25 protein-coding genes are annotated in these 26,631 nt (G+C 68.7%); 3 read left to right on the forward strand and 22 right to left on the reverse strand.

Features of this window, described 5'->3' with window-relative positions:
• Nucleotides 1-28 precede the first annotated feature (28 nt).
• From ptsP to GQ56_RS0125325, 10 genes are all read right to left on the reverse strand, one after another.
• Nucleotides 29-2,626: a phosphoenolpyruvate--protein phosphotransferase gene (gene ptsP / locus GQ56_RS0125280; RefSeq protein ID WP_031401295.1), complete on the reverse strand. Its 2,598-nt coding sequence runs from the start codon at nucleotides 2,624-2,626 to the stop codon at nucleotides 29-31.
• 15 nt (nucleotides 2,627-2,641) lie between these two features.
• Nucleotides 2,642-3,649, reverse strand: coding sequence for an SIS domain-containing protein (locus tag GQ56_RS0125285; protein WP_031401296.1), 1,008 nt, complete (start codon nucleotides 3,647-3,649; stop codon nucleotides 2,642-2,644).
• Entirely contained in the window at nucleotides 3,642-4,745 is a 1,104-nt protein-coding gene (gene nagA / locus GQ56_RS0125290; RefSeq protein WP_031401297.1) for an N-acetylglucosamine-6-phosphate deacetylase, read from the reverse strand. Before nagA ends, GQ56_RS0125285 begins: the two co-directional genes overlap by 8 nt.
• 89 nt (nucleotides 4,746-4,834) lie before the next feature.
• Complete coding sequence (locus tag GQ56_RS0125295; RefSeq protein ID WP_031401298.1) at nucleotides 4,835-5,569, reverse strand: GntR family transcriptional regulator; 735 nt, start codon at nucleotides 5,567-5,569, stop codon at nucleotides 4,835-4,837.
• Between the two features lie 313 nt (nucleotides 5,570-5,882).
• Nucleotides 5,883-9,086 (reverse strand): error-prone DNA polymerase, encoded by a 3,204-nt coding sequence (locus tag GQ56_RS0125300; RefSeq protein WP_031401299.1) that lies wholly within the window; start codon nucleotides 9,084-9,086, stop codon nucleotides 5,883-5,885.
• A gap of 6 nt (nucleotides 9,087-9,092) precedes the next feature.
• A complete protein-coding gene (locus tag GQ56_RS0125305; RefSeq protein ID WP_031401300.1) occupies nucleotides 9,093-10,595 on the reverse strand; it encodes a Y-family DNA polymerase in 1,503 nt (500 codons plus the stop codon).
• Nucleotides 10,528-11,235 (reverse strand): translesion DNA synthesis-associated protein ImuA, encoded by a 708-nt coding sequence (imuA, locus tag GQ56_RS0125310; protein ID WP_031401301.1) that lies wholly within the window; start codon nucleotides 11,233-11,235, stop codon nucleotides 10,528-10,530. Before imuA ends, GQ56_RS0125305 begins: the two co-directional genes overlap by 68 nt.
• Before the next feature lie 248 nt (nucleotides 11,236-11,483).
• Nucleotides 11,484-12,278 (reverse strand): ABC transporter ATP-binding protein, encoded by a 795-nt coding sequence (locus tag GQ56_RS0125315; RefSeq protein WP_031401302.1) that lies wholly within the window; start codon nucleotides 12,276-12,278, stop codon nucleotides 11,484-11,486.
• Nucleotide 12,279: 1 nt separating this feature from the next.
• Nucleotides 12,280-13,176, reverse strand: coding sequence for an ABC transporter permease (locus GQ56_RS0125320; protein WP_031401303.1), 897 nt, complete (start codon nucleotides 13,174-13,176; stop codon nucleotides 12,280-12,282).
• Between the two features lie 140 nt (nucleotides 13,177-13,316).
• Nucleotides 13,317-14,282, reverse strand: a complete 966-nt coding sequence (locus tag GQ56_RS0125325) for an ABC transporter substrate-binding protein (protein ID WP_031401304.1) — start codon at nucleotides 14,280-14,282, stop codon at nucleotides 13,317-13,319.
• Nucleotides 14,283-14,615: 333 nt separating this feature from the next.
• On the opposite strand from GQ56_RS0125325, the gene GQ56_RS0125330 reads away from it, so the two are divergent.
• A complete protein-coding gene (locus GQ56_RS0125330) occupies nucleotides 14,616-14,924 on the forward strand; it encodes a VF_A0006 family four-cysteine protein (RefSeq protein ID WP_031401305.1) in 309 nt (102 codons plus the stop codon).
• A 110-nt stretch (nucleotides 14,925-15,034) separates the two neighbouring features.
• Here the strand turns inward: GQ56_RS0125330 and GQ56_RS0125335 are convergent, their stop codons facing one another.
• Together GQ56_RS0125335 and GQ56_RS0125340 are read right to left on the reverse strand one after the other, a co-directional pair.
• Nucleotides 15,035-15,850 (reverse strand): MetQ/NlpA family ABC transporter substrate-binding protein, encoded by an 816-nt coding sequence (locus tag GQ56_RS0125335; RefSeq protein WP_031401306.1) that lies wholly within the window; start codon nucleotides 15,848-15,850, stop codon nucleotides 15,035-15,037.
• 202 nt (nucleotides 15,851-16,052) lie between these two features.
• Nucleotides 16,053-17,690 carry a methyl-accepting chemotaxis protein gene (locus tag GQ56_RS0125340; protein ID WP_031401307.1) on the reverse strand — a complete coding sequence of 546 codons (1,638 nt, stop codon included), beginning with the start codon at nucleotides 17,688-17,690 and terminating at the stop codon, nucleotides 16,053-16,055.
• Nucleotides 17,691-17,951: 261 nt separating this feature from the next.
• On the opposite strand from GQ56_RS0125340, the gene GQ56_RS0125350 reads away from it, so the two are divergent.
• A complete protein-coding gene (locus GQ56_RS0125350) occupies nucleotides 17,952-18,242 on the forward strand; it encodes a YciI family protein (protein WP_031401308.1) in 291 nt (96 codons plus the stop codon).
• Between the two features lie 140 nt (nucleotides 18,243-18,382).
• Here the strand turns inward: GQ56_RS0125350 and GQ56_RS0125355 are convergent, their stop codons facing one another.
• From GQ56_RS0125355 to GQ56_RS0125375, 5 genes are read right to left on the reverse strand one after another with little or no spacing between them, the layout of a single operon-like run.
• Entirely contained in the window at nucleotides 18,383-19,000 is a 618-nt protein-coding gene (locus GQ56_RS0125355) for an SCO family protein (protein WP_031401309.1), read from the reverse strand.
• Nucleotides 19,001-19,018: 18 nt separating this feature from the next.
• The gene (gene cyoE, locus GQ56_RS0125360) at nucleotides 19,019-19,921 is read right to left on the reverse strand and encodes a heme o synthase (RefSeq protein WP_031401310.1); all 903 of its coding nucleotides are present in this window, start codon (nucleotides 19,919-19,921) and stop codon (nucleotides 19,019-19,021) included.
• An 8-nt stretch (nucleotides 19,922-19,929) separates the two neighbouring features.
• Nucleotides 19,930-21,042, reverse strand: a complete 1,113-nt coding sequence (locus GQ56_RS0125365) for a COX15/CtaA family protein (protein ID WP_031401311.1) — start codon at nucleotides 21,040-21,042, stop codon at nucleotides 19,930-19,932.
• A gap of 23 nt (nucleotides 21,043-21,065) precedes the next feature.
• A complete protein-coding gene (locus GQ56_RS0125370; protein WP_031401312.1) occupies nucleotides 21,066-21,692 on the reverse strand; it encodes an SCO family protein in 627 nt (208 codons plus the stop codon).
• 60 nt (nucleotides 21,693-21,752) lie between these two features.
• A complete protein-coding gene (locus GQ56_RS0125375; RefSeq protein WP_031401313.1) occupies nucleotides 21,753-22,463 on the reverse strand; it encodes an SURF1 family protein in 711 nt (236 codons plus the stop codon).
• 84 nt (nucleotides 22,464-22,547) lie between these two features.
• Between GQ56_RS0125375 and GQ56_RS0125380 the strand changes: the two genes are divergently transcribed.
• Nucleotides 22,548-22,757 carry a twin transmembrane helix small protein gene (locus GQ56_RS0125380; protein WP_031401314.1) on the forward strand — a complete coding sequence of 70 codons (210 nt, stop codon included), beginning with the start codon at nucleotides 22,548-22,550 and terminating at the stop codon, nucleotides 22,755-22,757.
• Between the two features lie 185 nt (nucleotides 22,758-22,942).
• On the opposite strand, the gene GQ56_RS0125385 is transcribed toward GQ56_RS0125380, so the two are convergent.
• The 5 genes from GQ56_RS0125385 to ctaD all read right to left on the reverse strand — a co-directional run bounded on the left by GQ56_RS0125385 (nucleotide 22,943) and on the right by ctaD (nucleotide 26,620).
• Nucleotides 22,943-23,800: a cytochrome c oxidase subunit 3 gene (locus GQ56_RS0125385; protein WP_031401315.1), complete on the reverse strand. Its 858-nt coding sequence runs from the start codon at nucleotides 23,798-23,800 to the stop codon at nucleotides 22,943-22,945.
• Nucleotides 23,801-23,938: 138 nt separating this feature from the next.
• The gene (locus GQ56_RS0125390) at nucleotides 23,939-24,139 is read right to left on the reverse strand and encodes a DUF2970 domain-containing protein (protein ID WP_031401316.1); all 201 of its coding nucleotides are present in this window, start codon (nucleotides 24,137-24,139) and stop codon (nucleotides 23,939-23,941) included.
• Between the two features lie 16 nt (nucleotides 24,140-24,155).
• A complete protein-coding gene (locus GQ56_RS0125395) occupies nucleotides 24,156-24,764 on the reverse strand; it encodes a cytochrome c oxidase assembly protein (protein WP_031401317.1) in 609 nt (202 codons plus the stop codon).
• 35 nt (nucleotides 24,765-24,799) lie between these two features.
• Entirely contained in the window at nucleotides 24,800-24,940 is a 141-nt protein-coding gene (locus tag GQ56_RS46085; protein ID WP_027789063.1) for a cytochrome oxidase small assembly protein, read from the reverse strand.
• Nucleotides 24,941-25,012: 72 nt separating this feature from the next.
• Nucleotides 25,013-26,620: a cytochrome c oxidase subunit I gene (ctaD, locus tag GQ56_RS0125400; RefSeq protein WP_031401318.1), complete on the reverse strand. Its 1,608-nt coding sequence runs from the start codon at nucleotides 26,618-26,620 to the stop codon at nucleotides 25,013-25,015.
• Nucleotides 26,621-26,631 lie beyond the last annotated feature (11 nt).

Here is a 26,631-nt window from a genome sequence, read left to right on the forward strand (position 1 = left end):
AAACGGGCCGCGAACCTGCCGTCGACGTTCAGTCGAGCGGCCAGACCTCGCGGCTTGCTGCCCTTACCGCCTGCGCCGAATCGAGCGCGAGCAGATCCTGCGCACGCTGACGGCACAGCTGGTAATCGAGGCGACGCACACGCGCCTTGATGCCCGGCACCGATACCGGGTCGACCGACAGCTCGGTCACGCCGAGGCCCACCAGGACCGGCACCGCGAGCGGATCGCCGCCGAGCGCGCCGCATACGCCGACCCACTTGCCGTGCTTCGCGGCGCCGCGCACCGCGATGTCGATCAGGCGCAGCACGGCCGGATGCAGGCCGTCGGACTGCGCCGCCAGGTCGGCCTGGCAGCGATCCATCGCGAGCGTGTACTGCGTCAGGTCGTTGGTGCCGATCGACAGGAAATCCGCGTGCTGCGCGAGCTGGTCGGCCAGCAGCGCGGCCGACGGCACCTCGATCATCACGCCGACCTCGATCGGCTCGGTACGGCCCTGCGCGCGCGCGAATTCGTCGATGCGCTTGCGCAACCGCACGAGTTCGCCCGCGTCGGTCACCATCGGCAGCAGGATGCGCACCGCGCCGTACGGCTTCACCGCGAGCAGGCCCTGCAACTGGTCGTCGAGCAGATCGGGGCGCACCTGCGCGAGGCGGATGCCGCGCAGGCCGAGCGCCGGATTCGGTTCGGGCGGCAGCGTCAGGTAGTCGACCTCCTTGTCGGCGCCGACGTCGAGCGTGCGGATGATCGCCGTGCGGCCTTGCAGCGCGTCGACGATCGACTGGTAGCTCTGCTGGTGCTCGACCACCGTCGGCGCGACCTGGCGATGAATGAACATCAGCTCGGTGCGCAGCAGGCCGATCGCATCCGCGCCGTTGTCGACCGCGGTGTGCGCGTCGTCGAGCGTCGCGATGTTCGCGGCCACCTCGATCGCGCGGCCGTCGACCGTCGCGGCCGCCGAACCGGCCTGTTGCCGGTTCGCCTCGCGCACCCCGTCCAGGCGCTGGCGCTCGTGCCGCGCGCGCTCGACGTCGAGCGCGGTCGGCGCATGTTCGAGCCGGCCCGCGCTCGCGTCGACGACCACCTGCGTGCCGTCCGGAATCGCGTACAGCGCGTCGCCGACCGCGACCAGCGCCGGGATGCCGAGCTGCCGCGCGATGATCGCCGCGTGCGACGTCGCGCCGCCGCGCGCCATCACGAGCGCGGTCACGCGCTGGCGATCGAGCGACGACAGATCCGACGGCGTGAATTCCTCGGCCGCGAGCACCGCCTCGTCGGGCAGCGCACGCGCCGCGCCGTTCGTATGGCCGAGCGCGCGCAGCACGCGCTTCTCGATGTCGCGCAGGTCGGCCGCGCGTTCGGCGAGCAGCGCGTCGTCGAGCTTCGACAGCGTGTCGATCTGCGTGCGGATCGTCGCGCGCCACGCGAACCCCGCGCTCTTGCCGAGGCTGATCAGGTCGCGCGCCGCGTCGATCAGCGTCGGGTCTTCCAGCAGCACGCGATGCACCGCGAAGATGCCCGCTTCGCCCACCGCGCCGCGCGCCGAAGCGTTGCGCACCGTTTCGTCGAGTTCGCCGTCGACGGCCTTCAGCGCCTGATCGAGGCGGCGGCTTTCCGCCGCCGGCGTGCCGGACGCCTGCTCGGGCGGCACGATTTCCGCATCGTCGAGACGCACCAGCGTGCCGACCGCGATGCCGGGCGCCGCGCACACGCCCGCAAGCGTGTGCGGATCGAGCGGCGCGCCGTCGCGCGGGAGCCCGGCGTTGCGCACAACCGCCTGCGGCGCGGGCGACTTCAGTCGCGCCGGCTGTTCGTCGACCTCGCCGTGCGCCGCGCGCAGCAGCTCGTGCTCGACCGCATCGACGGCCTGCTGCGCGTGCGCGCCGCGGCCGACGAGAACGACCGTCGCGCCTTCGCCGGCGCCGAGGCCGAGCAGGCCGACCACGCTCGCGATCGACGCCTGGCGGCCATCGAACAGCACGTCGACGGACGCGTCGAACCCGCGCACGGCTTCGCGTGCCCGCGCGGCCGGCCGCGCATGCAGGCCGCCCGGCTGCGCCAGCACGATTTCGCGGCGCACCTCGTTGATCGCCGCCGCGCCGGCTTGCGCCGCGTGCGCGGCCGCGTCGCCCCGGCCGCGCAGCACGAGCAGCGGCGTCTTGCCGGCGGTCGCGAAACCGTCGGCGCGGTCGACGACCTCGAACGCATCGGAGTTCGCGATCGCGATCACCGACACGAGCGAGTGCGCGCCGCGCGCGACCGCGTCCTGGTCGAATTCGATCAGCAGGTCGCCCGCCTCGACGTGCGCGCCGGCCTCGACGTGCGGGGCAAAGCCCTGCCCGTCCAGCTCGACGGTGTCGATGCCGATGTGCAGCAGCACTTCCGCGCCTTGCGGCGTCGTGATCGTCACCGCATGGCCCGTGCGCGCGAGATGCGACACGACGCCCGCGCACGGTGCGACGAGCTGGCCCGCGAGCGGGTCGATGCCGATGCCGTCGCCGAACATCCCGCCGGAGAACACCGGATCGGGCACGTCGGCCAGCGCGACGATCGGCCCCGTCAGCGGGGCAAGCAGGACGATCTGATCATGGGTGGGGCTCTTCAACTGGGATTCCTCGGCGCGTCTCATCGGCTGTCTCGGCTATCAGTGCGTTTCGGTAACTTTGTTCAGGTGGCGCGGCGTATCGGGATTGCGGCCGCGCGCGACGGCGAGATCCGCCGCCATCACGTAAAACGAAAGAATGGCGGCGATCGGGTCGAGCGCCGGATGGGCCGACTGGGCGAGCGGCAGCGTCGCGCCGGGCGTGCCGGCGGGCGCCGCGAGCAACACGGCCGCGCCGCGGGCGCGCATGTCGTCGGCCAACTGCAGCAGGCCGGCCTGCTCGGGCCCCGGCGGCGCGAACACGAGCAGCGGATAGTCGCGGTCGATCAGCTCCATCGGGCCGTGACGCACTTCGGCGCTCGAGAATGCCTCCGCCTGGATGCCGGAGGTTTCCTTCAGCTTCAGCGCGGCTTCCTGCGCGATCGCGAGGCCGAGACCGCGGCCGATCACGATCATCCGCTCGACGCCCGACAGCGCGGCGACCGCCGGAGACCAGTCGAGCCGGCCGGCCTGCGCGAGCACGTCGGGCAGGCCGCGCAGCGCGGTCATCAGCGCGGCGTCGCGCTGCCAGTAGGCGACGATCTGCGCGGACAGCGACAGCATCGCGATATAGCTCTTCGTCGCGGCGACCGACAGTTCGGGGCCGGCGAGCAGCGGCAGCTGGTGTTCGCACGCATCGGCGAGCGGCGACGGCAGCACGTTCACGGCGGCGACGGTGCGCGCGCCGGCTTCGCGCAGCGCGGCCATCGTATTGACGAGATCGGGGCTCTTGCCCGACTGGGAGAACGCGATCGCGAGCTGGTCCTGCACCTTCAGCGGCGCTTGCTGCAGCGTCGCGACCGACATCGGCAGCGATGCGACCGGCACGCCGAGGCGGCTCATCGTCAGGCTCGCGAAATAGCTCGCGGCGTGATCCGAGCTGCCGCGCGCGACCGTCAGCGCGACGGCCGGCGGGTGATCGAGCAGTTGGCCGGCGAGCGCTTCGACGCGCGTGGTGTCGGCGAGCTGCGCGGCGACGACCTGGGCGGACTCGCGCGCTTCCTTAAGCATATTCGACAATCGATTCTCCTTCGACGTAGGTCGCGGTGAGGTTCAGGTCGCGGTCGAACACCGCGAGGTCGGCCCATGCGCCGCGCTCGAGGCGGCCGCGATCGGTGACGCCGAGGTAGTCGGCCGCATAGCGCGACATCCGGTTCGACACGTCGGCGATCGGCAGGCCGAGCGATACGAGATTGCGCAGCGCCTGGTCCATCGTCAGGGTGCTGCCGGCGAGCGTGCCGTCGGCGAGCCGCACGCCGCCGAGGCACTTCGTCACGTGCTGGCTGCCGAGCCGGTATTCGCCGTCGGGCATGCCCGTTGCGGACGTGCTGTCGGTCACGACGTACAGGCGCGGGATCGCGCGCAGCGCGGCACGAATCGCGCCCGGGTGCACGTGCAGCAGATCCGGGATGATCTCCGCATATTCGGCATGCGCAAGCGCCGCGCCCACCAGGCCCGGGTTGCGGTGATGCAGCGGCGACATCGCGTTGAACAGGTGCGTGAAGCCGCACGCGCCGTGCTTGAGCGCGGCGACGGCGTCGTCGTAGGTCGCGAGCGAGTGGCCGAGCTGCACGCGCACGCCGCGCGCGGCCATCTCGCCGATGATCTCGATGTGGCCGGCGATTTCCGGCGCGAGCGTGACGACGCGGATCGGCGCGATCGACAGGTACTTCAGCACTTCGTCGAGCACGGCCGACACGGCCGCGTCGGGCTGCGCGCCGAGCTTGCCGGGGTTGATGTACGGGCCTTCGAGATGCACGCCGAGCACGCGCGCGCCGCCCGGCGTGCGGGTACGTGCGACCGTGCCGAGGTTCGCGACGACCTGCATCAGTTCGTCGCGCGGCGCGGTCATCGTCGTCGCGAGCAGGCTCGTCGTGCCGTATTGCGCGTGCGTGCGGGCGATCGTCTCGATCGCGTCGCCGCCTTCCATCACGTCGGCGCCGCCGCCGCCATGCACGTGCAGGTCGATGAAGCCGGGCAGGATGTACGGCGCGTCGTTCTTCGCGGGATCGACGGGCTTGCCGTCGAGCGTGGTGATGCGGCCGTTCTCGCTATCGATCGAGCCGTGAATCCAGCCGTCGGGGGTCAGGATGTTTCCAGTCAGCATGACGTTCTCTTGATGATCTGGTGACGCGTACATCCGCGTCGTGATTTGCAAATTCGTGTCGTTGCTTCGCGCGCGGGCAGTCTCGCGCGTCAGCGTTTCAGTTCGGCGACGAAGTCGTAGTAGTCGTCGCGGCAATACGTTTCGGAAAGTTCGATCGCGCGCTGGTCGGCGCCATAGCCGATCCGCGTGATCACGAGCAATGCCGAGCCCGGCTTCACCGCCATCCATTTCGCGATCGCGTGCGTCGCATTCGCCGCGCGAAAGTGCTGCAGCGCGCGCACGACGGTCATCCCGCGCGCCTCGAGGTATTCGTACAGCGACGCGCCGAGCACCTGCGGATCGGGCACCACCGCGGCCGGCAGCGTCGAATGCTCGACGGCCATCACGATGCCGTCCGCGCGACGCAGCCGTTCGAGCCGCGCCACCGTCGCGCCGGGCGCGAGGCCGAGATGCGTGATCTCGTCGCGGTTCGCGGCGCGCAGCGCGCGCGACAGCCACACCGAATCGGGCACGAAGCCGCGCTGCCGCATCTTCGCGGTGAAGCCGACGAGACGCGACAGCGGATCGGCGACGCGCGGCGTGATGAAGCTGCCCGCGCCGCGGGCCCGCTTGATCAGCCCCTGTTCGACCAGCAGCATCAGGGCGCGGCGGGCGGTGATCCGCGACACGCCGACCGACGCCGACAGCAGCCGCTCCGACGGCAACGCCTCGCCGGCCCGCCACGCGCCGGCGTGAATCGCGCTCGCCAGGTTGCGGGCAAGCTGCAGATAGAGCGGCGTGTCGCTGAGGGGATCGGGCGCCAGTTCGGGCCAGCCGGTTTCCATGTGCCTCCAGGTGTCGGACGACGACCTCGGGCCGTCGAAAGTGAACGCATTATATAACCACCATAATACCAGTCAACGAACTGGTATTAGCCGTGTGAAAATCGCCGAAAGCCTTGTCGGACAAGCGTTTTAGCTTCGACAAAGCCTTTGTTTACAAAGCAGTACAGGATAGGGATTTACCCGGAGTGGTATGCAAGGGGACAGTTCCGGGGCGTGTCCGTGCCGGGTTTCAATGGAAAATACGAGACCGGAATAGAACCAGTTGAGCCGACTGGTATGCACCAGCGGAAGGGGCGCCGGCACGCTGCGCTCGTCAGTGGAACTCGCGGCTCGACGTGCGCAGACCGCCGAGCAACGGCGTCAGATCCTCGAAATGCTGCGCGACGAGGTGCCTCACGTCGCTCGCGACCTGCCATACGCCCGACGCCGCGAGCAGCCGCGAATCGAGGGTTTCGCGGCGCTGCCGCGCGAGCAGTTCGGGCCGGACGATCACGTTCACGCAGCCGGTTTCGTCCTCGAGCGTCATGAACATCACGCCTTTCGCGGTGCCCGGCATCTGCCGCGCGGTCACGAGCCCGCACGCGCGTGCGAGCCGGCCGTCGGGGCGATCGTGCAGTTCCGCGGCGGACGACAGCCGCCGCGCGCGCAGCGCGGATCGCAGCAACGCGACCGGGTGGCGGTTCAGCGTGAGGCCGGTGGTGTGATAGTCGGCGAGGATGTCGTCGGCTTCCGACGGCGCGCCGAGCGTGGGCTTCTCCGCCTCGTCGATCGGCGCGGCGGCGAGCAGGTCGCGCTCCGGCGCCGCGGCGACGGCCTGCCACAGCGCGTCGCGGCGATGGCCCGCGAGCGTTGCCAGCGCGTTCGCGGCGGCCAGCGCTTCGAGGTCGCGGCGCTCGAGCCCTGCGCGGCGCGCGAGGGTGTCGACGTTGTCGAACGGGCCGGCCGCGCGCGCGGCTTCGATGCGGCGTGCGGCGGCTTCGCCGAGCCCGCGGACGAGCGACAGGCCGAGCCGCACGGCGGGTTGCCCGTGTGGCGGCGGCTGGCCGGGCAGTGCCTCGAGCGACGCTTCCCGGTTGCTTTGCGTCACGTCGATCGGCAGGACCTGCACGCCGTGACGCTTCGCGTCCTGCACGAGTTGCGACGGCGGGTAGAAGCCCATCGGCTGGCTGTTCAGCAGCGCGGCGAGGAAGATCGCCGGTTCGTGGCATTTGAGCCAGCTGCTCGCGTAGGCGAGTTTCGCGAAGCTTGCCGCATGGCTTTCGGGGAAACCGTAATCGCCGAAGCCCTTGATCTGCTCGAAGATCTGTTCGGCGAAGTCGGAGGGGTAGTCGCGCTCGCGCATCCCGTCGACGATCTTGCGGTGATATTTCTCGAGATTGCCCTTGCGCTTCCATGCGGCCATCGCGCGACGCAGTTCGTCCGCCTCGCCGGGCGTGAAACCTGCCGCGATCATCGCGATCTGCATGACCTGTTCCTGGAAAATCGGCACGCCGTACGTGCGAGCGAGCGCAGGCTTCAGATCCTCCTTCGGATAACTGACCTTCTCGATTCCCTGACGCCGCTTCAGGTACGGATGCACCGCCCCGCCCTGGATCGGCCCCGGCCGCACGATCGCGACCTCGATCACCAGATCGTAGTACGTGCGCGGCCGCAGGCGCGGCAGCATCGACATCTGCGCGCGCGATTCGATCTGGAATACGCCGACCGTGTCGGCGCGGCAAATCATGTCGTAGGTCGCGTCATCGTCCTGTGGAATGTGTTTCAGCGTGAACGGCTCGCCGCCCGGCTCCGGCGGCCCGCGCCACGCGGTGCGCATGTCGAATGCGCGATGCAGCGCGGACAGCATGCCGAGCGCCAGCACGTCGACCTTCATCAGTCCGAGCGCCTCGAGATCGTCCTTGTCCCACTGGATCACGCGCCGCCCGTCCATCGCGGCGTTTTCGACCGGGACGAGCCGCGTGAGCTTGCCGCGGCTGATCACGAAACCGCCCGAATGCTGCGACAGGTGGCGCGGGAAGTTGAGCAGCCGCGCGGCGAGCCGGGCCCACGCCTGGATCAGCGGTGTCTGGGGATCGAGCCCGATCGTCACGAATTGCTGAAGCAGGTCGCGACTGCCGTCGAACCAGCGATGCCCCTTCGCGACGCGATCGATCAGCATCGGATCGACGCCGAGCGCCTTGCCGGTTTCGCGCAGCACGCCGCGCGGGCGATAGGTCGACACGGCGGCCGCGAGTGCCGCGCGGTCGTGCCCGTATTTTTCGTAGATGTGCTGAATCACCTCTTCCCGGCGCTGATGTTCGAAGTCGACGTCGATGTCGGGCGGCTCGCCGCGCTCCGCGCTGATGAAGCGCTCGAACAGCATCGTGCTCTGCTCCGGATTCACCTCGGTGATGCCGAGGCAATAACAGACGACCGAGTTCGCGGCCGAGCCTCGGCCCTGGCACAGGATGTTCCGGCTGCGCGCGTACTTCACGATGTCGTAGACGGTCAGGAAGAACGGTTCGTAGCGCAGTCTTGCGATCAGGTCGAGCTCATACCGGATCTGCTTCGCCACTTTCTCCGGGATGCCGTTCGGATAGCGCCCGGCCGCCCCGGCCCGGGTTTCCTGTTCCAGATAGCTGGTTGGCGTGAGCCCCTTCGGCACGATTTCGTCGGGATACTCGTAACGCAGCGAATCGAGTTCGAAATGACACGCATCGAGAATCGCGCACGTCTGCGCGATCTCGTCCGGCGCAAACAGCTGCCCGATCCGCCCGCGCGAGCGCAGATGCTGCTCCGCGTTCGGCGCGAGCGCATAGCCGCATTCCGACACCGGCAGCCCGACCCGGATCGCCGTCATCACGTCCTGAAGTTCCTTGCACGAGCGCCGGTGCATCGTCACGTCGCCGAGCGCGACGACACCCACGCCGCGCCGCTCGCCCGCGGCACGAATCTCCTCGCGTTGCGCGCCGTCCAGCGCGCGCTGCAGTTGCACGAGCCCGAGCCGCGCACGCTCGCCGAACGTCGCGCGACACCACGCGACCTGCGCCTCGAGTACGTCGGCGCGCACCGGATACGCGGGCACGAGAATCGCGAAGCAGTCGGGCACGCCGCGCAAGTGCGCAAACTTCGCCGGCGGCGCGGACAGCATCCGCGGCGTCAGCGTGTAGGCGCCCTTCGGCGATTCCATCCGCCGCCACGAAATCAGCTCGGACAGGTTGCCGTAGCCCTCGCGGTTCTGCGCGAGCAACACGAGCCCGAGCGCGCCGGGCCCCGGATCGTGGCCCGGCGCGACCTCGTCGGGCGTGACGTCGAAATACGAACCGACGACGAGCGGCAGCCCTTTCGCCTTGGCCGCGACATGCATGCGCGCTGCGCCGGCGAGCGAGCATTCGTCGGTGATCGCGATCCCGCGATAGCCGAGTTCGGACGCGCGCTCGACCAGTTCCTCCGCATGCGATGCGCCATGCAGGAACGAGAAATTCGAGCGGCAGAACAACTCCGCGTAATCGGGCAACCAGCTGAATTCCGCCACCATCGCCGCTCACCCGAACAGGCCGTGCAGGAACCAGCGCGGTTCGGCGTCGCTCCCCGCCCGCTCCCGGAACACCCAGTAGCACACGCCGACCTCGTCCTGTGCGACCTGGTAATCGCGCGCGACGAGCCGGCCGTCGAACCACCCCGCCTCGATCCGCTCCGTCGACGACATCATCCTGAGCGGCGTATGAAAGACCGGCCGGTTCTCGCGCATCAACAGCGGCAGCGGTTCGGCCAGCAGCCATGCGGGCCTCGGCGGCACCGCCGGCGGCCCGCCGGCCGGCTTGCCGGCCTGCGCATCGAGCGGCAGCCAGCGGTTCCCGGCCTCGGGCCGGTGATCGGCGACGGGCGCCGCGCGCAGCACGTTCTCCGCGCCGAGCCGCGCGACCAGCAGCTCGAACAGCCGCGCCCGCGTCTCGCGCGTACCGCCCGGCTCGGGGAAAAGATCGTCGGCCGGCGGCGCGACCGATTCGACGCGCGTGGCCGTCAGACGCACCGCGATCACCGCGGCCGGCAACTCGACGCGCGCGAGCCGCTCGCCGAGCAGCCGCATGAAATGCGTTTCGTCGCGCACGGGAGCGGCGAACGCGAGCGCGAGCGGCGTCGGCGGCACGGCCTGGCGGCCGCGCTCGTGCTCGAGATCGAACGTCATCGCCGCCAGCGACAGCTGCCGCGCGGCCAGCCAGCCGCAGAGCTGCACGACGAGCCGGCGCGCGGCGAACAGCACGGCTTCCGCGTATTCGACGCGCTCCGGCAATTCGAGCCGCACGTCGAACACGGGCGGCACGGCCATCCACGCCAGCGGCTCGACCGCGTCGCCGTACGCGCGATCGAGCGCGGCCAGCAACGCGGGGCCGCAACGGCGCTGCAGCCCCGCGCGCGGCAGGCGGCGCAGATCGGCGAGCGTGCGGCAGCCGAGGCCGTCGAACCAGCCCGCATACGGACGCGCATCGGGCAGCAGCACGCAGGGCAGCCGGTCGAGCGAACGGGCGAGCGAGGTCCCGCTCGCGATGCGGCGCCGGATGCGCGCACGCGCCGACGTACGCGCGAGCAGCCACGCGCCGCGCCCGGTCGGCGCGGCGGACAGGCGCGCCGCATAGCCGAGCGCCGCGAGCGTCGCGCGCACCTGGCGGCACAACGACGGCAGGCCGCCGAACAGGCGCAGGCTCGGGCCGACGTCGACGATCAGCGTGGCTTCGTCGTCGAGCGCGACGCACGGCGAGAAGCGCAGCAACGCGAGCGCGACCGCGCGCAGCGCATCGGCCTCGCGCGCGGGATCGCGTTCGACGAGCCGGGTCGCGGGCGCGAGCGTCAGCACGCCGCCGCGCTTCATGCCCGCGCGCACGCCATGCCGGCGCGCGGCCGCGTCGGCGATCAGCACGGCGCCCTGTTCGAGCACCGCGCAGCCCGCGCCGCCGTCGTCCGCATCGTCCGCCGCGCCGTCAGACGGCGGCGGGGCGCACACGTCGAGCGGCAGGCGCGGCAGATGGATGCCGAGCAAGACGCGCATAGCGGCTCTCCACGATGGGCGACGGCAAATCGAGCACGAGCGGCTCGCCGCGCGCGGGCCCGCGGCGCTTGACGAGATCGAGCGACACGCCGCCCGGCACCGGATGCAGCGCGACGCGCAGCACGGCCGGCGACGGCTGCCGTGCGGCCGACAGCGGGCGCAGCATCACGAACAGCGTGTCGCCCGTGCGCGCGGCCGCGAGATGCAGGCGCCGCAGCGCATCGGGCCGCGGGTCCTGCCAGAGCAGGAGCGCGCCGCAACAGCCGGTCTTGAGCGCCTGCTCGGCGGCCCACAGCGCATCGGTGCGGCTGCCGGCGCGCAGCCACAGCAGCGCGTCGGCCGGCACGCCGAGACTGGCGAGCGCGGTCGCATGCGGCGCTTGCGGCGGCGCGACGAGCGCGAGCGGACGCCGCGCGCTGACGGTGCGCGCAAGCGCGGGTGCAAGCAGCCGCATCTCGCCGCAGCCCGGCTGCGCGGCCAGCAGTTCGACGAGCCCGCCGACCGGCCAGCCGCCGCCCGGCAACTCGGCCGACAGCGATGCGAAGCCGGTCTCGATCGTGCGCGGACCACCGCGCGCGAGCTGCGAGCCGCGCCAGAGCGACGGATGAAGGGATTCGGGAGAAATGGAGGATGCGAGCATGACGCCACCCACAACTGTATGGATATACAGTATATGGCAATGCGTCTGCGTCGCACAGCGCCGGTGCGAAACCGGTTTTCGTCAGAGGAAAATCTGCGGAGAACCCGGCGCGGCCGTCATGTTACCCCGCGCCGGGGCGGGCATGCCCGAGCGCATCCGGGCGCGACCCCGCCGGGCCCGTGCGGCCTGCCCGCGGGCGACCCGGCGCGACGCGGCATCGCGCGCCGCGCCGGCCCGCCCGCCGCCCGTCAGCCGAGCAGCAGCGCGTCGTCGTCGAGCTGCTCGTGACGCACCTTCTCGAACATCTGCAGCAGGTCAGGCACGTCGAGCCCCTTGCGCGCGTCGCCCGACACGTCGAGCACGACCTGCCCCTGGTGCAGCATCACCGTGCGGTCGCCATAGTCGAGCGCCTGCCGCATGCTGTGCGTGACCATCATCGTCGTCAGCCGGCTCTCGGCGACGATGCGCGCGGTCAGCTCCAGCACGAACGCGGCCGTCTTCGGGTCGAGCGCGGCCGTGTGTTCGTCGAGCAGCAGGATCCGCGACGGCCGCAGCGACGCCATCAGCAGGCTCACGGCCTGCCGCTGGCCGCCCGACAGCAGCCCGATCCGGTCGGTCAGCCGGTTCTCGAGACCGAGATTCAGGAGCCGCAGCTTGTCGCGGAACAGCTCGCGCGACGGGCGGTCGAGCGCGGCCCGGAAGCCGCGCCGCACGCCGCGCGCCATCGCGAGCGCCATGTTCTCCTCGATCGTCAGCGCCTCGCAGGTGCCGGCCATCGGATCCTGGAACACGCGCGCGACGAGGTGCGCGCGATCCCACGCGGCCTTGCGCGTCACGTCGGCACCGTCGATCGCGATGCGTCCCGCATCGACCGGCTGGTCGCCGCTGATCGCATTGAGGAAGGTCGACTTGCCGGCGCCGTTCGAGCCGATCACCGCGACGAACTGGCCATCGGGAATCTCGAGCGACAGTCCGCGCAGCGCGCGCGTCTCGATCGGCGTGCCGGGGTTGAAGGTCAGTGTCAGGTCTTGTGCGGACAGCATGTCAGGCTCCCCCGTTCTTGCGCGCGAACAGCTTCTTGCGCGTCGCCGGCAGCACCAGCGCGATCGTGACGAGCGCGGCCGTCACGAGGTTCAGATCCTGCGCCTTCAGCCCGATGAATTCGCTGTTCAGCGCGAGCGCGATGAAGAAGCGGTAGACGATCGCGCCGAGCACGACCGCGAGCGTGGTCAGCACCAGCCGGCGCGCGGGCAGCAGCGTCTCGCCGATGATCACCGCGGCCAGCCCGATCACGATCGTGCCGATCCCCATCGAGATGTCCGAGCCGCCCTGCGTCTGCGCGAACAGCGCGCCGGCAAGCGCGACGAGCGCGTTCGACAGCGCCATCCCGGCGAGCGTCGCGCGGCCCGTCGCGATGCCTTGCGCGCGCGCCATCCGCGGGTTCGCGCCGGTCGCGCGCATCGCGAGGCCGAGCTGCGACGAGAAGAACCAGTCGAGGCCGAGCTTCGCGACCACGACGACGATCGCGAGCAGCGCCGGACGCAGCACGTAGTCGGGCAGCCAGTCGGGCTGCAGCATGGTGAACAGCGTCGGCTCGGTGATGAGCGGCACGTTCGGCCGGCCCATGACCCGCAGGTTCACCGAATAGAGCGCGATCATCATCAGGATGCTGGCGAGCAGATCCATGATCTTCAGGCGCACGTTGAGCCAACCCGTGACGAAACCGGCCAGCGCGCCCGCGACGATCGCGAGCGCCGTCGCCGAGAACGGGTCGTAGCCGGCGGAGATCAGCGTCGCGGCGACGGCCCCGCCGAGCGGAAAGCTGCCGTCGACGGTGAGGTCGGGGAAGTTGAGGATGCGAAACGAGATCAGCACCCCGAGGGCGACGAGACTGAAGATCAGGCCGATCTCCAGCGCGCCCAGTAACGAGAACAGAGACATGATGGGGAAATCCTGTTGCTTCCCGGCCGGACGTGTACGGCCGGGCGAAGCGAACGGGCGGCCCCGGGTAGGCGCCGCCCGTCCGGCGGTGTCGTTCGGGCCCGGATCGGGCCGGCAAGGCGCGGCGCCCGGGCCGCGGCTTACTTGATGACCGTCCTGGCTTCCTTGACGAGATCCGACGACAGCGTCACGCCCTGCTTCGCGGCGGCGCCCGTATTGACGAACAATTCGAGGTTGCTGCTCGTCTCCGAGGCGATCGCGCCCGGCTTCTCGCCCTTCAGGATGCGCGCGACGACCTTGCCGGTCTGCCGGCCGAGGTCGCCGTAGTTGATGCCGAGCGCCGCGATGCCGCCGCGCTTCACGCTGTCGGTGTCGCCGGCGACGAGCGGGATCTTCGCTTCGTTCGCGACCTTCACGAGCGCTTCATACGCGGACACGACGTTGTTGTCGGTGTTCGTGTAGATCACGTCGACCTTGCCGATCAGGCTCTTCGCGGCCGGGCCGATGTCGACGGTACGCGGCGCGGCCGCCTCCTTCAGCGTCATGCCCTGCTTCGCGAGGATCTCCTGGAGCGCCTTCACGACGACGACCGAGTTCGCCTCGCCCGGGTTGTAGACCATGCCGACCGTCTTCGCATTCGGCACGACGCGCTTGATCAGCGCGACCTGGCGATCGAGCGGCAGCTTGTCGGACACGCCCGTCACGTTGGTGCCCGACGGGCCCCAGCCCTTCACGAGCTGCGCGGCGACCGGATCGGTGACGCCCGAATAGACGACCGGCACGCTCCTGGTCGACGCGACCACCGCCTGCGCAGCCGGCGTCGCAATCGCGACGATCACGTCGGGCTGGTCGCCGATGAACTTGCGCGCGATCTGCGCGGCCGTCCCGGTGTTGCCCTGCGCGCTCTGATATTCCCACTTGAGCTTGTCGTCGCCGTAGCCCTGTGCCTTCAGCTCGGCGCGCACGCCGTCGCGGATCGCGTCGAGCGCCGGATGGTCGACGATCGACAGCACCTTGACGGTCTGTGCGTGCGCGGCGCCCGCCAGCGCGAGTGCGGCCGCGCCGGCCGTGATCGAGCGGATCGCGAAAGTCTTGAATCGCTTCATGGATGAGTCTCCCCCGTATTGTGTCGGTTCTGGATGATGGATTCCCGCCGCCGTCATGCGGGCGCCGCCGCGCGTGCGACGCGCTGACGGCCGGCCCGTGCGCGCCCCGGGAAGGCGCGCAGCGGCGAACGCACGAGCATACCATTCCGCAGACCACCACCTGACTCCGTGCTTTCACGAAGGCGCCGGGGCGCGGCAGGCCCCGGCGCGCCTCCGGGCGCGTGCGAAGCCCGGCCCGCAACGGTTCCCGCCGGCGTCCGGGCAACGCGTCGGTCGCCCTCGCGGCTTTACGTTATGCTGTCTGCCGACCCAGTCCACTCCATCGGAGCGCCCATGAAACGGGGAGTCCGTACCATCGCATGCGTGGCCGCCATGCTGGCGCCGCCGGGCGCGGCCTACGCGCTGACCGACGGCAATGCGCAATACGACGAGTGCATGCTCGGCGCGCTGCGCGACAGCCGCAACGGCGCGGCAGCCCAGCTGATCCAGCGCTCGTGCGACGCGCTGTACCGCAACAACGCGATGCTGCTGCCGCGCGAGCAGCGCTATCACGCGTGTGTCGTCCAGTCGCTGCCGGGCGTGCGCGACAACTACGCGATCCAGCAGATCATGGCGATCTGCTCGCGCCGCGGCGAAATGTGAGCCGGCGCTGAACGTCACGCGCCGCGCGGACGCCGGACGGTCGCGCCAATGAAAAAGGGCCTGCGCGATGCAGGCCCTCTTCATTCAGCGGTCCGACCGGTGTGCGGCGTTCAGAACGACGCGACCATCGAGCCCTTGAACTGCTTCTTGATGAACTCCTTCACTTCCGGCGACTGGTACGCCTTGACCAGCTTCTTCACCCACGGCTGATCCTTGTCCTTCGCGCGCACGGCGATCAGGTTCGCATACGGGCTCGTCAGCGATTCGAGCGCGATCGCGTCCTTGGTCGGCTGCAGGTTCGCGGCGAGCGCGTAGTTCGTGTTGATCACGGCCGCGTCGACGTCCGACAGCACGCGCGGCAGTTGCGCGGCGTCGAGTTCGGAGATCTTCAGCTTCTTCGGGTTCTCGGCGATGTCGAGCACCGTCGCGTTGTTGCCGCCCGTGCCCGCGCCGGCCTTCAGCTTGATCACGCCTTGCGTCTGCAGCAGCAGCAGCGCACGGTTCTCGTTCGACGGATCGTTCGGCACCGCGAGCTTCGCGCCTTGCGGCAGGTCCTTCAGCGACTTGAACTTCTTCGAGTACACGCCGATCGGCGAGATGTAGGTCAGGCCCGCGCTGACGATCTTGTAGCCGCGCTGCTTCACCTGGCTGTCGAGGTAGGGCTGGTGCTGGAAGCTGTTCGCGTCGAGGTCGCCCGAATCGAGCGCCGCGTTCGGCTGCACGTAGTCGTTGAACTCGATGACCTTCACGTTCAGGCCTTCCTTCTCCTTCGCGACCTTCTGCACGACCTGCCACACTTCCGCATCCGGGCCGGCGACCGTACCGACCTTGATGACCTTGTCTTCTGCGTGTGCGCCTGCCGACAGCGTCAGCGTGGCACCGGCGGCCAGCACGGAAAATACCTTCAGGAGACTGCGACGCTTCATCTGTTTCTCGCTTTCTTGCTTACTGGAAATAGGGCGCGATACGGGTATGCCCCGACTCGCAGGAAGGGGCAAATGGTGTCACAGGATCGGCGGGAAGTGAAATACATCCCGCTCATATGGGTATGCGCCGCAGCCATGCTGGCGGCGGATGCGCGACTTGGCCGTTAGTTGCGTTTCCGGCTCGCGCATCCACGCGTCCGCGTCACGCCACCGTCGGCTGGCCAGCGCCCTTCGCATCGAATCCCGGTTCGCCGGCCTGTCGGCCAGCCTCGCGCGGCGACTGGCCGTCGGCGCCGCCGACCCGGAACGCGCCGACCGCATCGCGCAGCCGCGCCGCCTGTTCCTGAAGCGACGCGGCAGCCGCGGCGGCCTCCTCGACGAGCGCCGCGTTCTGCTGCGTCACCTGGTCCATCTGCGTGACCGCGCGCCCGACCTGCGTGATGCCGCTCGCCTGTTCCTCGGACGCGGCCGCGATCTCGCCCATGATGTCGGTCACGCGCGCGACGGCCTGCAGGATCTCGCCCATCGTCGTGCCGGCCTGGCCGACCAGCGTCGAGCCGTTGCGCACCCGCTCGACCGAGTCGACGATCAGCTCGCGGATCTCCTTCGAGGCCGTCGCGCTGCGCTGCGCGAGCGAACGCACTTCGCCCGCGACCACCGCGAAGCCGCGGCCCTGCTCGCCTGCCCGCGCGGCCTCGACCGCCGCGTTCAGCGCGAGGATGTTGGTCTGGAACGCGATGCCCTCGATCACGCCGATGATGTCGGCGATCTTGCGCGAGCTGTCGTCGATCTGGCCCATCGTGCCGATCACGCGGTTCACGACGTCGCTTCCCGTGCGCGCGATCTCCGATGCGTTGTTCGCGAGCCCGCTCGCCTGCCGCGCGTTGTCGGCGTTCTGCTTCACCGTCGCGGTGAGCTGCTCCATGCTCGCGGCCGTTTCTTCCAGCGAGGCGGCTTGCTCCTCGGTGCGCTGCGACAGGTCGTCGTTGCCGGCCGAGATCTGACGGCTCGCCGACGCGATCGATCCGGCCGACTGACGAATGCCGCCGATCGTCGCCTGCAACCGCGCCTGCATGTCGTGCATCGCGGCCATCATGCTCGTGCGGTCGCCCGCCCGCACGGGCACCCGCTGCGTCAGGTCGCCCTGTGCGATGCGCATCGCGAGCGCGGCCGCCTCGTCCGGCTCGCCGCCGAGGCTGTTGCGCACGTTGCGGATGATCACCAGCATCGCCGCGCTGATCACGAAGCCGATCACGAACACGACGGCCAGGTGGCCGAGCAGCGTCCGGTAGTAGATGGTGTCGATGTCCTTCAGGAACACGCCGCTCGAGATGTTCCAGTCCCACGGCGCGAAACGCGTGACGTAGCTGATCTTCGGCACGGCGGTCTCGCTGTGCGGCAGCCGCCCGCGATATTCGGCGAAACCGCTGCCGGTGGCCTTCGCCGCATTCAGGATCGTGACGAACAGCGGCTTGCCATCCGGATCGAGATAATCGCCGACCTGCGTACCGACCAGCTTCGGCAGCGTCGGATGCATCAGCACGACCGGCTTCGAATCCATCACGAACACGTAGCCCGAATCGCCGTAGCGCATCGCGGCCAGGCTCGCGAGCGCATCGCGCTGCGCGTCGGCCTCGGGCAGCGCGCCGCTCTGCGCGAGCGCGTGATACGCCTTCACGATGCCGGCCGCCGAATCGACGAGATTCGCGATGCCCGCCTTGCGTTCGTCCAGCATCGTCGCGCGCGTCTCGTACGCGCTCCATGCGCCGACGCCCAGGAGACCGATCCATACCAGCGCAAGCGCGAGCCACAGCTTGCGGTTCAAACTCATTCTGCTCATCTGCGTGCCTTTGTCGATGTCGATGCGCACGCTGCGCGCAAACGGCCTGCCGCGCGCACACGGTGCCCTTTTATTTACGGCACCGAGGCTTACAACTTGAATACGCGTCGATGCGGCGAACCGCCGAACGGCGGCCCGGCGTTCGACACGCCGCGCCGCCTCGTCGCGCTCCGCCAGGCAGCCTGCGACAGCCCGCGCCCGCTGTGCTAAAAAGACCGGCTGGCCGGCGCTCGAAGCGCCGGCCCCATTCCAGGGCCATCCATGTACGTCATCGACATCCACTACACCGCATCGCTCGAGCGCATCGACGATGCGCTCGAACGCCACCGCGCGTATCTGCAGCCGCTGTTCGACAAGGGCATCTTCATTGCGGCGGGGCCGAAGGTGCCGCGCGAAGGCGGCATGATCCTCGCGGCCCGCATCGATCGCGACGAGCTGGACGCGATCCTGAAGACCGATCCGTTCGTCACCGAGGGGCTCGCCACGTATCGCGTGACGGAATTCCGGATCACGCGCGCCGCCTCCGGTTTCAACGTACCCGCGCTGCCGTAACGCAACGCCCGCGCGGCGCGCGCGCAGGCCGACCCGCCGCCCGGCGGGCGGCGCATGCGAACGATGAACGGGGAGGAACGGCGTGACGAAGCGCAGCGGCCGTCACGCGATCGCCGGGCCGGGCGCCCGGCGGCAGGCGCTCAGCCGACCAGCAGCTTCAGGTCGTGGACCCACGGGGCGGGGCCCTGGCCGTCGCGCACGAACAGGCGCAGCTTGCCGTCGCGGTCGAACACGTAGCTCGCGGCGGTGTGATCCATCGTATAGCTGCCGGGGGTCTTGCCGGGCACCTTCGCGTAGTACACGCGAAAATCCTTCGTGATCTTCTTCAGCGCGGCTTCGTCGGCCGGCCGCAGCCCGACGAACGACGGATCGAATGCCGGCACGTACTGGCCGAGCAGCGCCGGCGTGTCGCGCTCCGGGTCGACGGTGACGAACAGCACCTGCACGCGCTTCGCCGCATCGGGCCCGAGCTGCTTCAGCGCCTCGGACAGCTCGGCCATCGTCGTCGGACACACGTCCGGGCAGTGCGTATAGCCGAAGAACATCACGACGGCCTTGCCCTTGAAGTCGGCGAGCGTGCGCACCTTGCCGGTCGTATCGGGCAGCGAGAAATCGTTGCCGAATTGCGTGTTGCCGGTGATGTCGAGATTCTGGAATTTCGGTGCGTTGTCGCATCCGGCGAGCAGCAGCGCTGCCGTGAATGCGCACGCGAGCATCCAGCCTTGGCGCGCGCGGCGCCCGAACCGTGAATGGAGCATTGCGTTCAAACCGTGCGGTTACACGCCGAGCAGCGGGCGTGCGTAGTGATCGACGAGCAGCGCGGCGAACAGCAGCGACAGGTAGACGATCGAGTAACGGAAGGCCTTGCGGGCGAGTTCGTCGGAATAGTCGCGATGGATCTTCCACGCATACGCGAGGAACACCGCGCCGAGCAGCACCGCGCTCGCCAGGTAGACGGCTCCGCTCATCCCGGAGATGAACGGCATCAGCGTGACCGCGAACAGGATCACCGTATACAGCAGGATGTGCAGCCGCGTGAATTTCTCGCCGTGCGTGACGGGCAGCATCGGCAGACCCGCGTTCTCGTAGTCCTTGCGGCGATACAGCGCGAGCACCCAGAAATGCGGCGGCGTCCAGACGAAGATGATCAGCACGAGGATCCACGCGTCGCCCGGCACCGCGCCCGTGACCGCGGCCCACCCGAGCGCCGGCGGCATCGCGCCCGACGCGCCGCCGATCACGATGTTCTGCGGGGTCATCGGCTTGAGCAGCAGCGTGTAGATCACGGCATAGCCGACGAACGTCGCGATCGTCAGCCACATCGTCAGCGGATTCGTGAACGTATAGAGCGTCCATGCGCCCAGGCTGCCGAGCACGGCCGAGAACAGCAGGATCTGCGGCGTCGTGATCTCGCCGCGCGCGGACGGGCGCCACGCGGTGCGGCGCATCATCGCGTCGATCTTCTGTTCGACGAGGCAGTTGATCGCGAACGCGGCGCCGGCCAGCAGCCAGATGCCGACCGTGCCGCCGATCAGCACACGCCACGGCACCATGCCCGGCGTCGCGAGGAACATGCCGATCACCGCGCAGAACACCGCGAGCTGCGTGACACGCGGCTTCGTCAGCGCCATGTACTGGGAAAAGCGGCTACCGGGCGATTGGGAGAGGGTGCTTTGCATGGGGACGGTCACGCCGGGGCGGCGTCGCGCGCGGGCTGCGCGACACGGCCGGGGCGGCTTGAAAGGATGCGAAAGTTTAACATGACGACGAGCAGCAGCAGGATCGCGGCGCCGCCGTTGTGCGCGACGGCGACCGGCAGCGGCCACTGCAGCACGATGTTGGTCAGGCCCGTGACGAACTGCAGCAGGACCACCAGCAGCACGCCGTTCGCGGGCCGCCGCAGCGATTCGAAGCGGCGCATCCGCAGCGCGAACGCCACCAGATACGCGACCACGACGAACGCGAAGGTACGGTGCGTCCAGTGGATCGCGACCAGCGCGTCCTGCGTGATCGCCTCGCCGTCCTTCGTCATCCCGAGCGCGCGCCACAGGTGGAAGCCGTGCTGGAAATCCATCGGCGGGATCCACTGGCCGTTGCAGGTCGGGAAATCGGTGCATGCGAGCACCGCGTAGTTGGTGCTCACCCAGCCGCCGAGCGCGATCTGCACGACCAGCAGCACGAGCGCCGCGAGCGCGGCCGCACGGTAGCGCCCGGCCTCCGGATCGTACGACGGCAGCGGCGTCTGCCGCGCCGCGAGCCAGCCGAGCGTGCCGAGCAGCGTGAGGCCGAGCAGCAGGTGGATCGTGACGATCACCGGCTGCAGCTTCATCGTGACCGTCCACGCGCCGAACGCGCCCTGCACGAGGATCAGCAGCAGCAGGCTCGTCGGCCACCACGGCGATACGCGCAGCGGGCGCCGGCGCAGCCGCGCGGACCACGCGATCACGACCTGCGCGATGATCAGCACGCCGATCGCCATCGCGAAATAGCGGTGGATCATCTCGATCCACGCCTTCGTCATGCTGACCGGGCCCGTCGGCATCGCCTGGTGGGCGGCCGTGATCGCGGCGTGCGCGATGAACGGCGACGACGTGCCGTAGCAGCCGGGCCAGTCGGGGCAGCCGAGCCCCGAATCGGTCAGCCGCGTGAAGCCGCCGAACATCACCAGGTCGAGCGTCAGGAAGGTGGTGATCCACACCAGCTTGCGGAACTTGTCGTCGTCGGCCTTCACCCACACGTACGACAACGGCAGCAGTGCGATGCAGAAGCCGATCAGGCCGAGTTGCAGTAGATACGACATCGGTTATTGCCTCTCGTCTTGCCTTAGCCGATGCTCGACCACTTCAGCAGCTTCGTCACGTCGGACTTGATCTTGCTGGGGTTCGGATCCTTCGGGAAGCGCATCATCAGGTTGCCGTTCGGATCGACCATGTAGATGTGGTCGGTGTCCTTCGTGCCGGCGTCGGCCGGCAGCCACGCGGCCACGGCGGCCGGATCGGCGACGAGCCGGCGCGTGTCGGGATAGGCGTCCAGCACCTTCTGCGGCATCGCGCCCGCATCGCTGCGCAGCCACACCATCGTGATCCGGTGCCGCTCGCCCGCCTGCGTGACGCGGATCTGGCGCATGAAATAGAGCTTCTGCGCGCACGCTTCGTCGCATGCGCTGCTGTCCGTCATCACGAACAGCCACACGCCGCGCAGCGACGCGAGCGGCACGGCCTTGCCGGTTTCGTCGGTCACCTGCAGATCCGCCGGGATCGGGCGCTGCGGCTCGATCAGCGTGCCGTAGTTGGTCGACCCGCCCTTCGGCTTGATCACGTAGTAGGTGAAGTACGACGCGATCATCGGCGCGGCGCACACGAGACCCAGCAGCACGAGCATCCAGCGGCCGCGCTTGCGGGCCGCCGGCGAGATCGGCGCTGCGGCCGGACCCTGACGGGAAGATTGCATGGACAAATCAGACCTCTCGAAACGAACCCGCGGCGCCTGCGCCGCGTCCTGGCATGGCGCTCACGCGCCGGCCGACTTCTTCGCCGCGCGCCGCGCGGCATACAGGCCGAAGCCGAGCGCGGCCGCCGCCATCGCCCACCACTGAAACATGTAACCGTAATTGCGCTCGACGCCGGTCGTCGCCGCCGGCCAGTCGCGCACGAGCTTGTCGCCGTCGTCGCTCGTCTGCTGGATCACGAACGGCTGCAGCGGCAGCCCCGTTTCCTGCGCATACGCGGCGACGTCCAGGTTCTGCCGGATCTTCTGGTGCGCCGCCGACCCGCCTTCGCCGAGCTCGAACGCACGCGACGCGTCGGCGCGCGCGATGCCCACGATCTCGACGTCGCCCGCGGGCGTCGCGAACGGCTCGATCGCCGTGCGATCGGAGATATTGCGCGGCAGCCAGCCGCGGTTCACGAGCACTACGCCGCCGCCCGTGAGTTTAAACGGCATCACGACGTAAAAACCCGGCTGGTCGTTATACGGCCGATTGTCGAGAAACACCGCCTGCCCGGGCATGAAACGGCCCGTCGCACGCACGCGATGAAATTCGATCGACGCGAGCGACACCGGCTGCGCGCCGATCTCGACGGGCGCCGCCTGCTCGTAGCGCGCGATGCTCGCCTGCAGCGCCTCCTTCTGGTGCGCGCGGTCGCGTTGCCAGAACCCGAGACGGATCGTGACCGCGACGACGACGAGAATCAGCAGCGCGGGCAGCCAGCGAATCTTCATCATGCGGCCCGCCCGGCACCTGCGCGAAAGCGAAATGCGATAATTATCCCCTTCCTTTCGAATTGCCGTCGTCCGGTTCGTGCCATGCACATACTCGTTCCCATCGCCTTCGTCCTCATCATCGCCAGCATGGGCTCGGCGCTCTACTTCATGATGCACGACCGCGGCCACACGAAACGCATGGTCTGGTCGCTCGCCACCCGCGTCGGGCTGTCGGTCTCGCTGTTCGTGCTCATCCTGCTCGCGAACCGGATGGGCTGGATCCATTCGACCGGCCTGCCGATCGGGCGTTGACGCATTCGACCCGGCAGCCGTTGATGCGGCAGCCGCTGTGACATTTCGCCGCACGATCGCGACGCCATGCAAAAGCGCCGCCTGACTGAGTCGCGGCGGCGCCCGGGGGTGTCGACGGCGGCCGGGCCGCCCGGTCGACACCAATGAAAACGGCCCGCGCATCGCTGCGCGGGCCGTTTTTCCATTTACAGCCAGTAGACGACGACGTACAGGCCGAGCCAGACGACGTCGACGAAGTGCCAGTACCAAGCGGCGCCTTCGAATGCGAAGTGGTGATCGGGCTTGAAGTGGCCGCGGATCATCCGCACCAGCACCACCGCGAGCATCGTGCCGCCGAGGAACACGTGGAAGCCGTGGAAGCCGGTCAGCAGGAAGAACGTCGAACCGTACACGCCCGAATTCAGCGTCAGGTTGAGTTCGTTGTACGCGTGGTAGTACTCGAAGCCCTGCAGGAACAGGAAGCAGATACCGAACGCGAGCGTCGCGGCCAGCCACGCGATCGCCTTCTTGCGATGGTCGTCACGCAGTGCGTGGTGCGAGATCGTCAGCGTCACGCCCGACGACAGCAGGAACGCCGTGTTCAGCGTCGGGATCGGCCACGGGCCCATCGTCTTGAAGTGACCGGCGAGCGCGGCGGGGCCTTCGTTCGGCCACACGGCCGAGAAATCCGGCCAGATCAGCTTGTAGTCGAGGCTGCCGAGCTGGTGCAGCGCGATCTCACGCGCGTAGAACAGCGCACCGAAGAATGCGCCGAAGAACATGACTTCCGAGAAGATGAACCAGCTCATGCTCCAGCGGTACGACTTGTCGACGTTCTTGCCGTAATGGCCGCCTTCCGATTCGGCGATCGCGTCGCCGAACCAGTGGTACAGCGTGAAGAGCAACCAGAGCAGGCCGAGCAGTGCCGTGAACGGCGCCCAGTCGTGACCGTTGATCCACAGCGCTGTCGATCCGAGCATGACCAGCAGGCCGGTGGCCGCGCTGATCGGATGCTGCGACGGATGCGGCACGAAATAGTACGGGGTCTGGTTTTGACCGCTCATGCTTGATTCTCCACTTCAGTCCAATTTGTGTACCGGAAACCGCTCCGGCTTTATTTCTTGCGCGGCGCGACCGCCACCGCTCATTCCCGCACGCGGCGCCTCGGCGCCGCGCCCTGCATTCCTTCCTCGCCGCGGGCCTCAGCCCACGACCGCACGCACGATCAGGATCAGCACGCCGATGAACACGCCGGCCGCGATCAGCGCGACGATCAGCACGTGCAGCGGATTGAGCTGCGTCGCGTCGGCCTCCAGGTCGCGCCGCTTGCGCACCCCGAAGAACGACCACAGCACCGCTCTCAGCGCCTGGCCGAACGACCCGCCCCGCTTGACCTCCGTCATCGCCACGCCTCCCTCGTCATGCGTCCGGCTTCGCCGCACCCTGCGCCGCGGTCTTGCTCGGCGCCGGTGCCGGCGTGGCCGGCGTATTCAGCTCGAAGAACGTGTACGACAGCGTGATCGTCTTCACGTCCTTCGGCAGTTTCGGATCGATCACGAACACCACCGGCATCTTGCGCGACTCGTTCGCGGCCAGCGTCTGCTGCGTAAAGCAAAAGCACTCGATCTTCTTGAAGAACTCCGTCGCCTGCTTCGGCGCGTAGCTCGGAATCGCCTGCGCCACGACCGGCCGGCCCTGCCCGTTCGTCACGTCGTACACGATCGTCGTCAGCTCGCCCGGATGCACGTCGAGGCTATTGTGCTCCGGCCTGAACCCGAGCGGCCCGCGCGCGTTCGCATCGAACTCCACCGACACCGTGCGGCTGTAGTCGACCTGCGAGTTCTTCACCTCGCGCTCGCTGACGTCGCGCTGCACCAGGTTGTTGATGCCGGTGATCTGGCAGATCGCCCGATACATCGGGATCAGCGCGAAGCCGAAACCGAACATCAGCCCGGCGACGACGAACAGCTTCACCAGCATCGAACGATTGAACGCGCGATCGACGGCGCCTTCTTCCGGCTTCGACATACGACGACTTCCTCGCTACTGCGTCTGTTGCTGCATCAGTGAGTGGACAGCCACCACTGCTTGATCACGACACCCACAAAAAAAACGGCGGCGATGACGAGCAGGATGAGGCCGAGCCGCTTGTTGCCCGCGCGGATCTGCTCGGGCGTTCGTCTTTGTTGTGGATTCCGGTTCATCTGGCGCTTCGGGGTTCGGCACCCGCCGCTGCCCGCCTGCGCGGCAGGCAGCGGTCGGGCGCACTGTGAAACTTACTCGACGTGCGGCGGTTGCTCGAACGTGTGGAAGGGAGCCGGGCTCGGCACCGTCCACTCGAGGCCCGTCGCGCCATCCCACGGCTTGTCCGACGCCTTTTCCAGCTCGCCGCCGCCACGGTAGGCCGGCAGCGCGACCGCGAACAGGAAGTACACCTGCGCGAGGCCGAAGCCGAATGCGCCGATCGTCGCCACCTGGTTGAAGTCCGTGAACTGCGCCGGGTAATCCGCATAGCGGCGCGGCATGCCCGCGAGACCGACGAAGTGCATCGGGAAGAACGTCAGGTTGAAGAAGATCATCGACGCCCAGAAGTGGATCTTGCCGCGCGTCTCGTTGTACATCCAGCCCGTCCACTTCGGCGCCCAGTAGTACCAGCCCGAGAACAGCGCGAACAGCGAGCCCGCCACCAGCACGTAGTGGAAGTGCGCCACCACGAAGTAGGTGCCGTGATACTGGATGTCGAGCGGCGCCATCGCGAGCATCAGGCCCGTCAGGCCGCCGAACGTGAACACGAACAGGAAGCCGATCGCGAACAGCATCGGGGTTTCGAACGTCATCGAGCCGCGCCACATCGTCGCGAGCCAGTTGAACACCTTCACGCCGGTCGGCACCGCGATCAGCATCGTCGCGTACATGAAGAACAGCTGGCCGGTGACCGGCATGCCCGTCGCGAACATGTGGTGCGCCCAGACCATGAACGACAGGATCGCGATCGACGCCGTCGCGTACACCATCGAGCTGTAGCCGAACAGCGTCTTGCGCGCGAACGCCGGGATCACCTGCGACACGATCCCGAACGCCGGCAGAATCATGATGTACACCTCGGGGTGGCCGAAGAACCAGAAGATGTGCTGGTACATCACCGGATCGCCGCCGCCCGCCGCGTTGAAGAACGACGTGCCGAAGTGGCGGTCGAACAGCACCATCGTGATCGCGCCTGCCAGGACCGGCATCACGGCGATCAGCAGGTAGGCGGTGATCAGCCACGTCCATGCGAACATCGGCATCTTCATCAGCGTCATGCCCGGCGCGCGCATGTTCAGGATCGTCACGACGATGTTGATCCCGCCCATGATCGACGACGCGCCCATGATGTGCACCGCGAAGATCGCGAAGTCCATGCCCGGGCCCATCTGCGTCGACAGCGGCGCATACAGCGTCCAGCCGGCGGCCGTCGCGCCGCCCGGCGCGAAGAACGAGCCGACCAGCAGCACGGCCGCGACCGGCAGCAGCCAGAAGCTGAAGTTGTTCATCCGCGCGAACGCCATGTCGGATGCGCCGATCTGCAGCGGGATCATCCAGTTCGCGAAGCCGACGAACGCCGGCATGATCGCGCCGAACACCATGATCAGGCCGTGCATCGTCGTGAGTTCGTTGAAGAACTCCGGACGCATGATCTGCAGGCCCGGTTCGAACAGCTCGGCCCGGATCGCGAGCGCCATCACGCCGCCCGACAGGAACATGATGAACGAGAACAACAGGTACAGCGTACCGATGTCCTTGTGGTTGGTGGCGAACAGCCAGCGCCGCCAGCCATGCGGCATTTCGTGCGCGTGGTCGTCGTGCGCGTGGTCCGCGGCTACGTCGTGCCCGATGCTAGACATGAGAATCTCCT

The organism is Burkholderia paludis (assembly GCF_000732615.1).
Taxonomy (GTDB): Bacteria; Pseudomonadota; Gammaproteobacteria; order Burkholderiales; family Burkholderiaceae; genus Burkholderia; species Burkholderia paludis.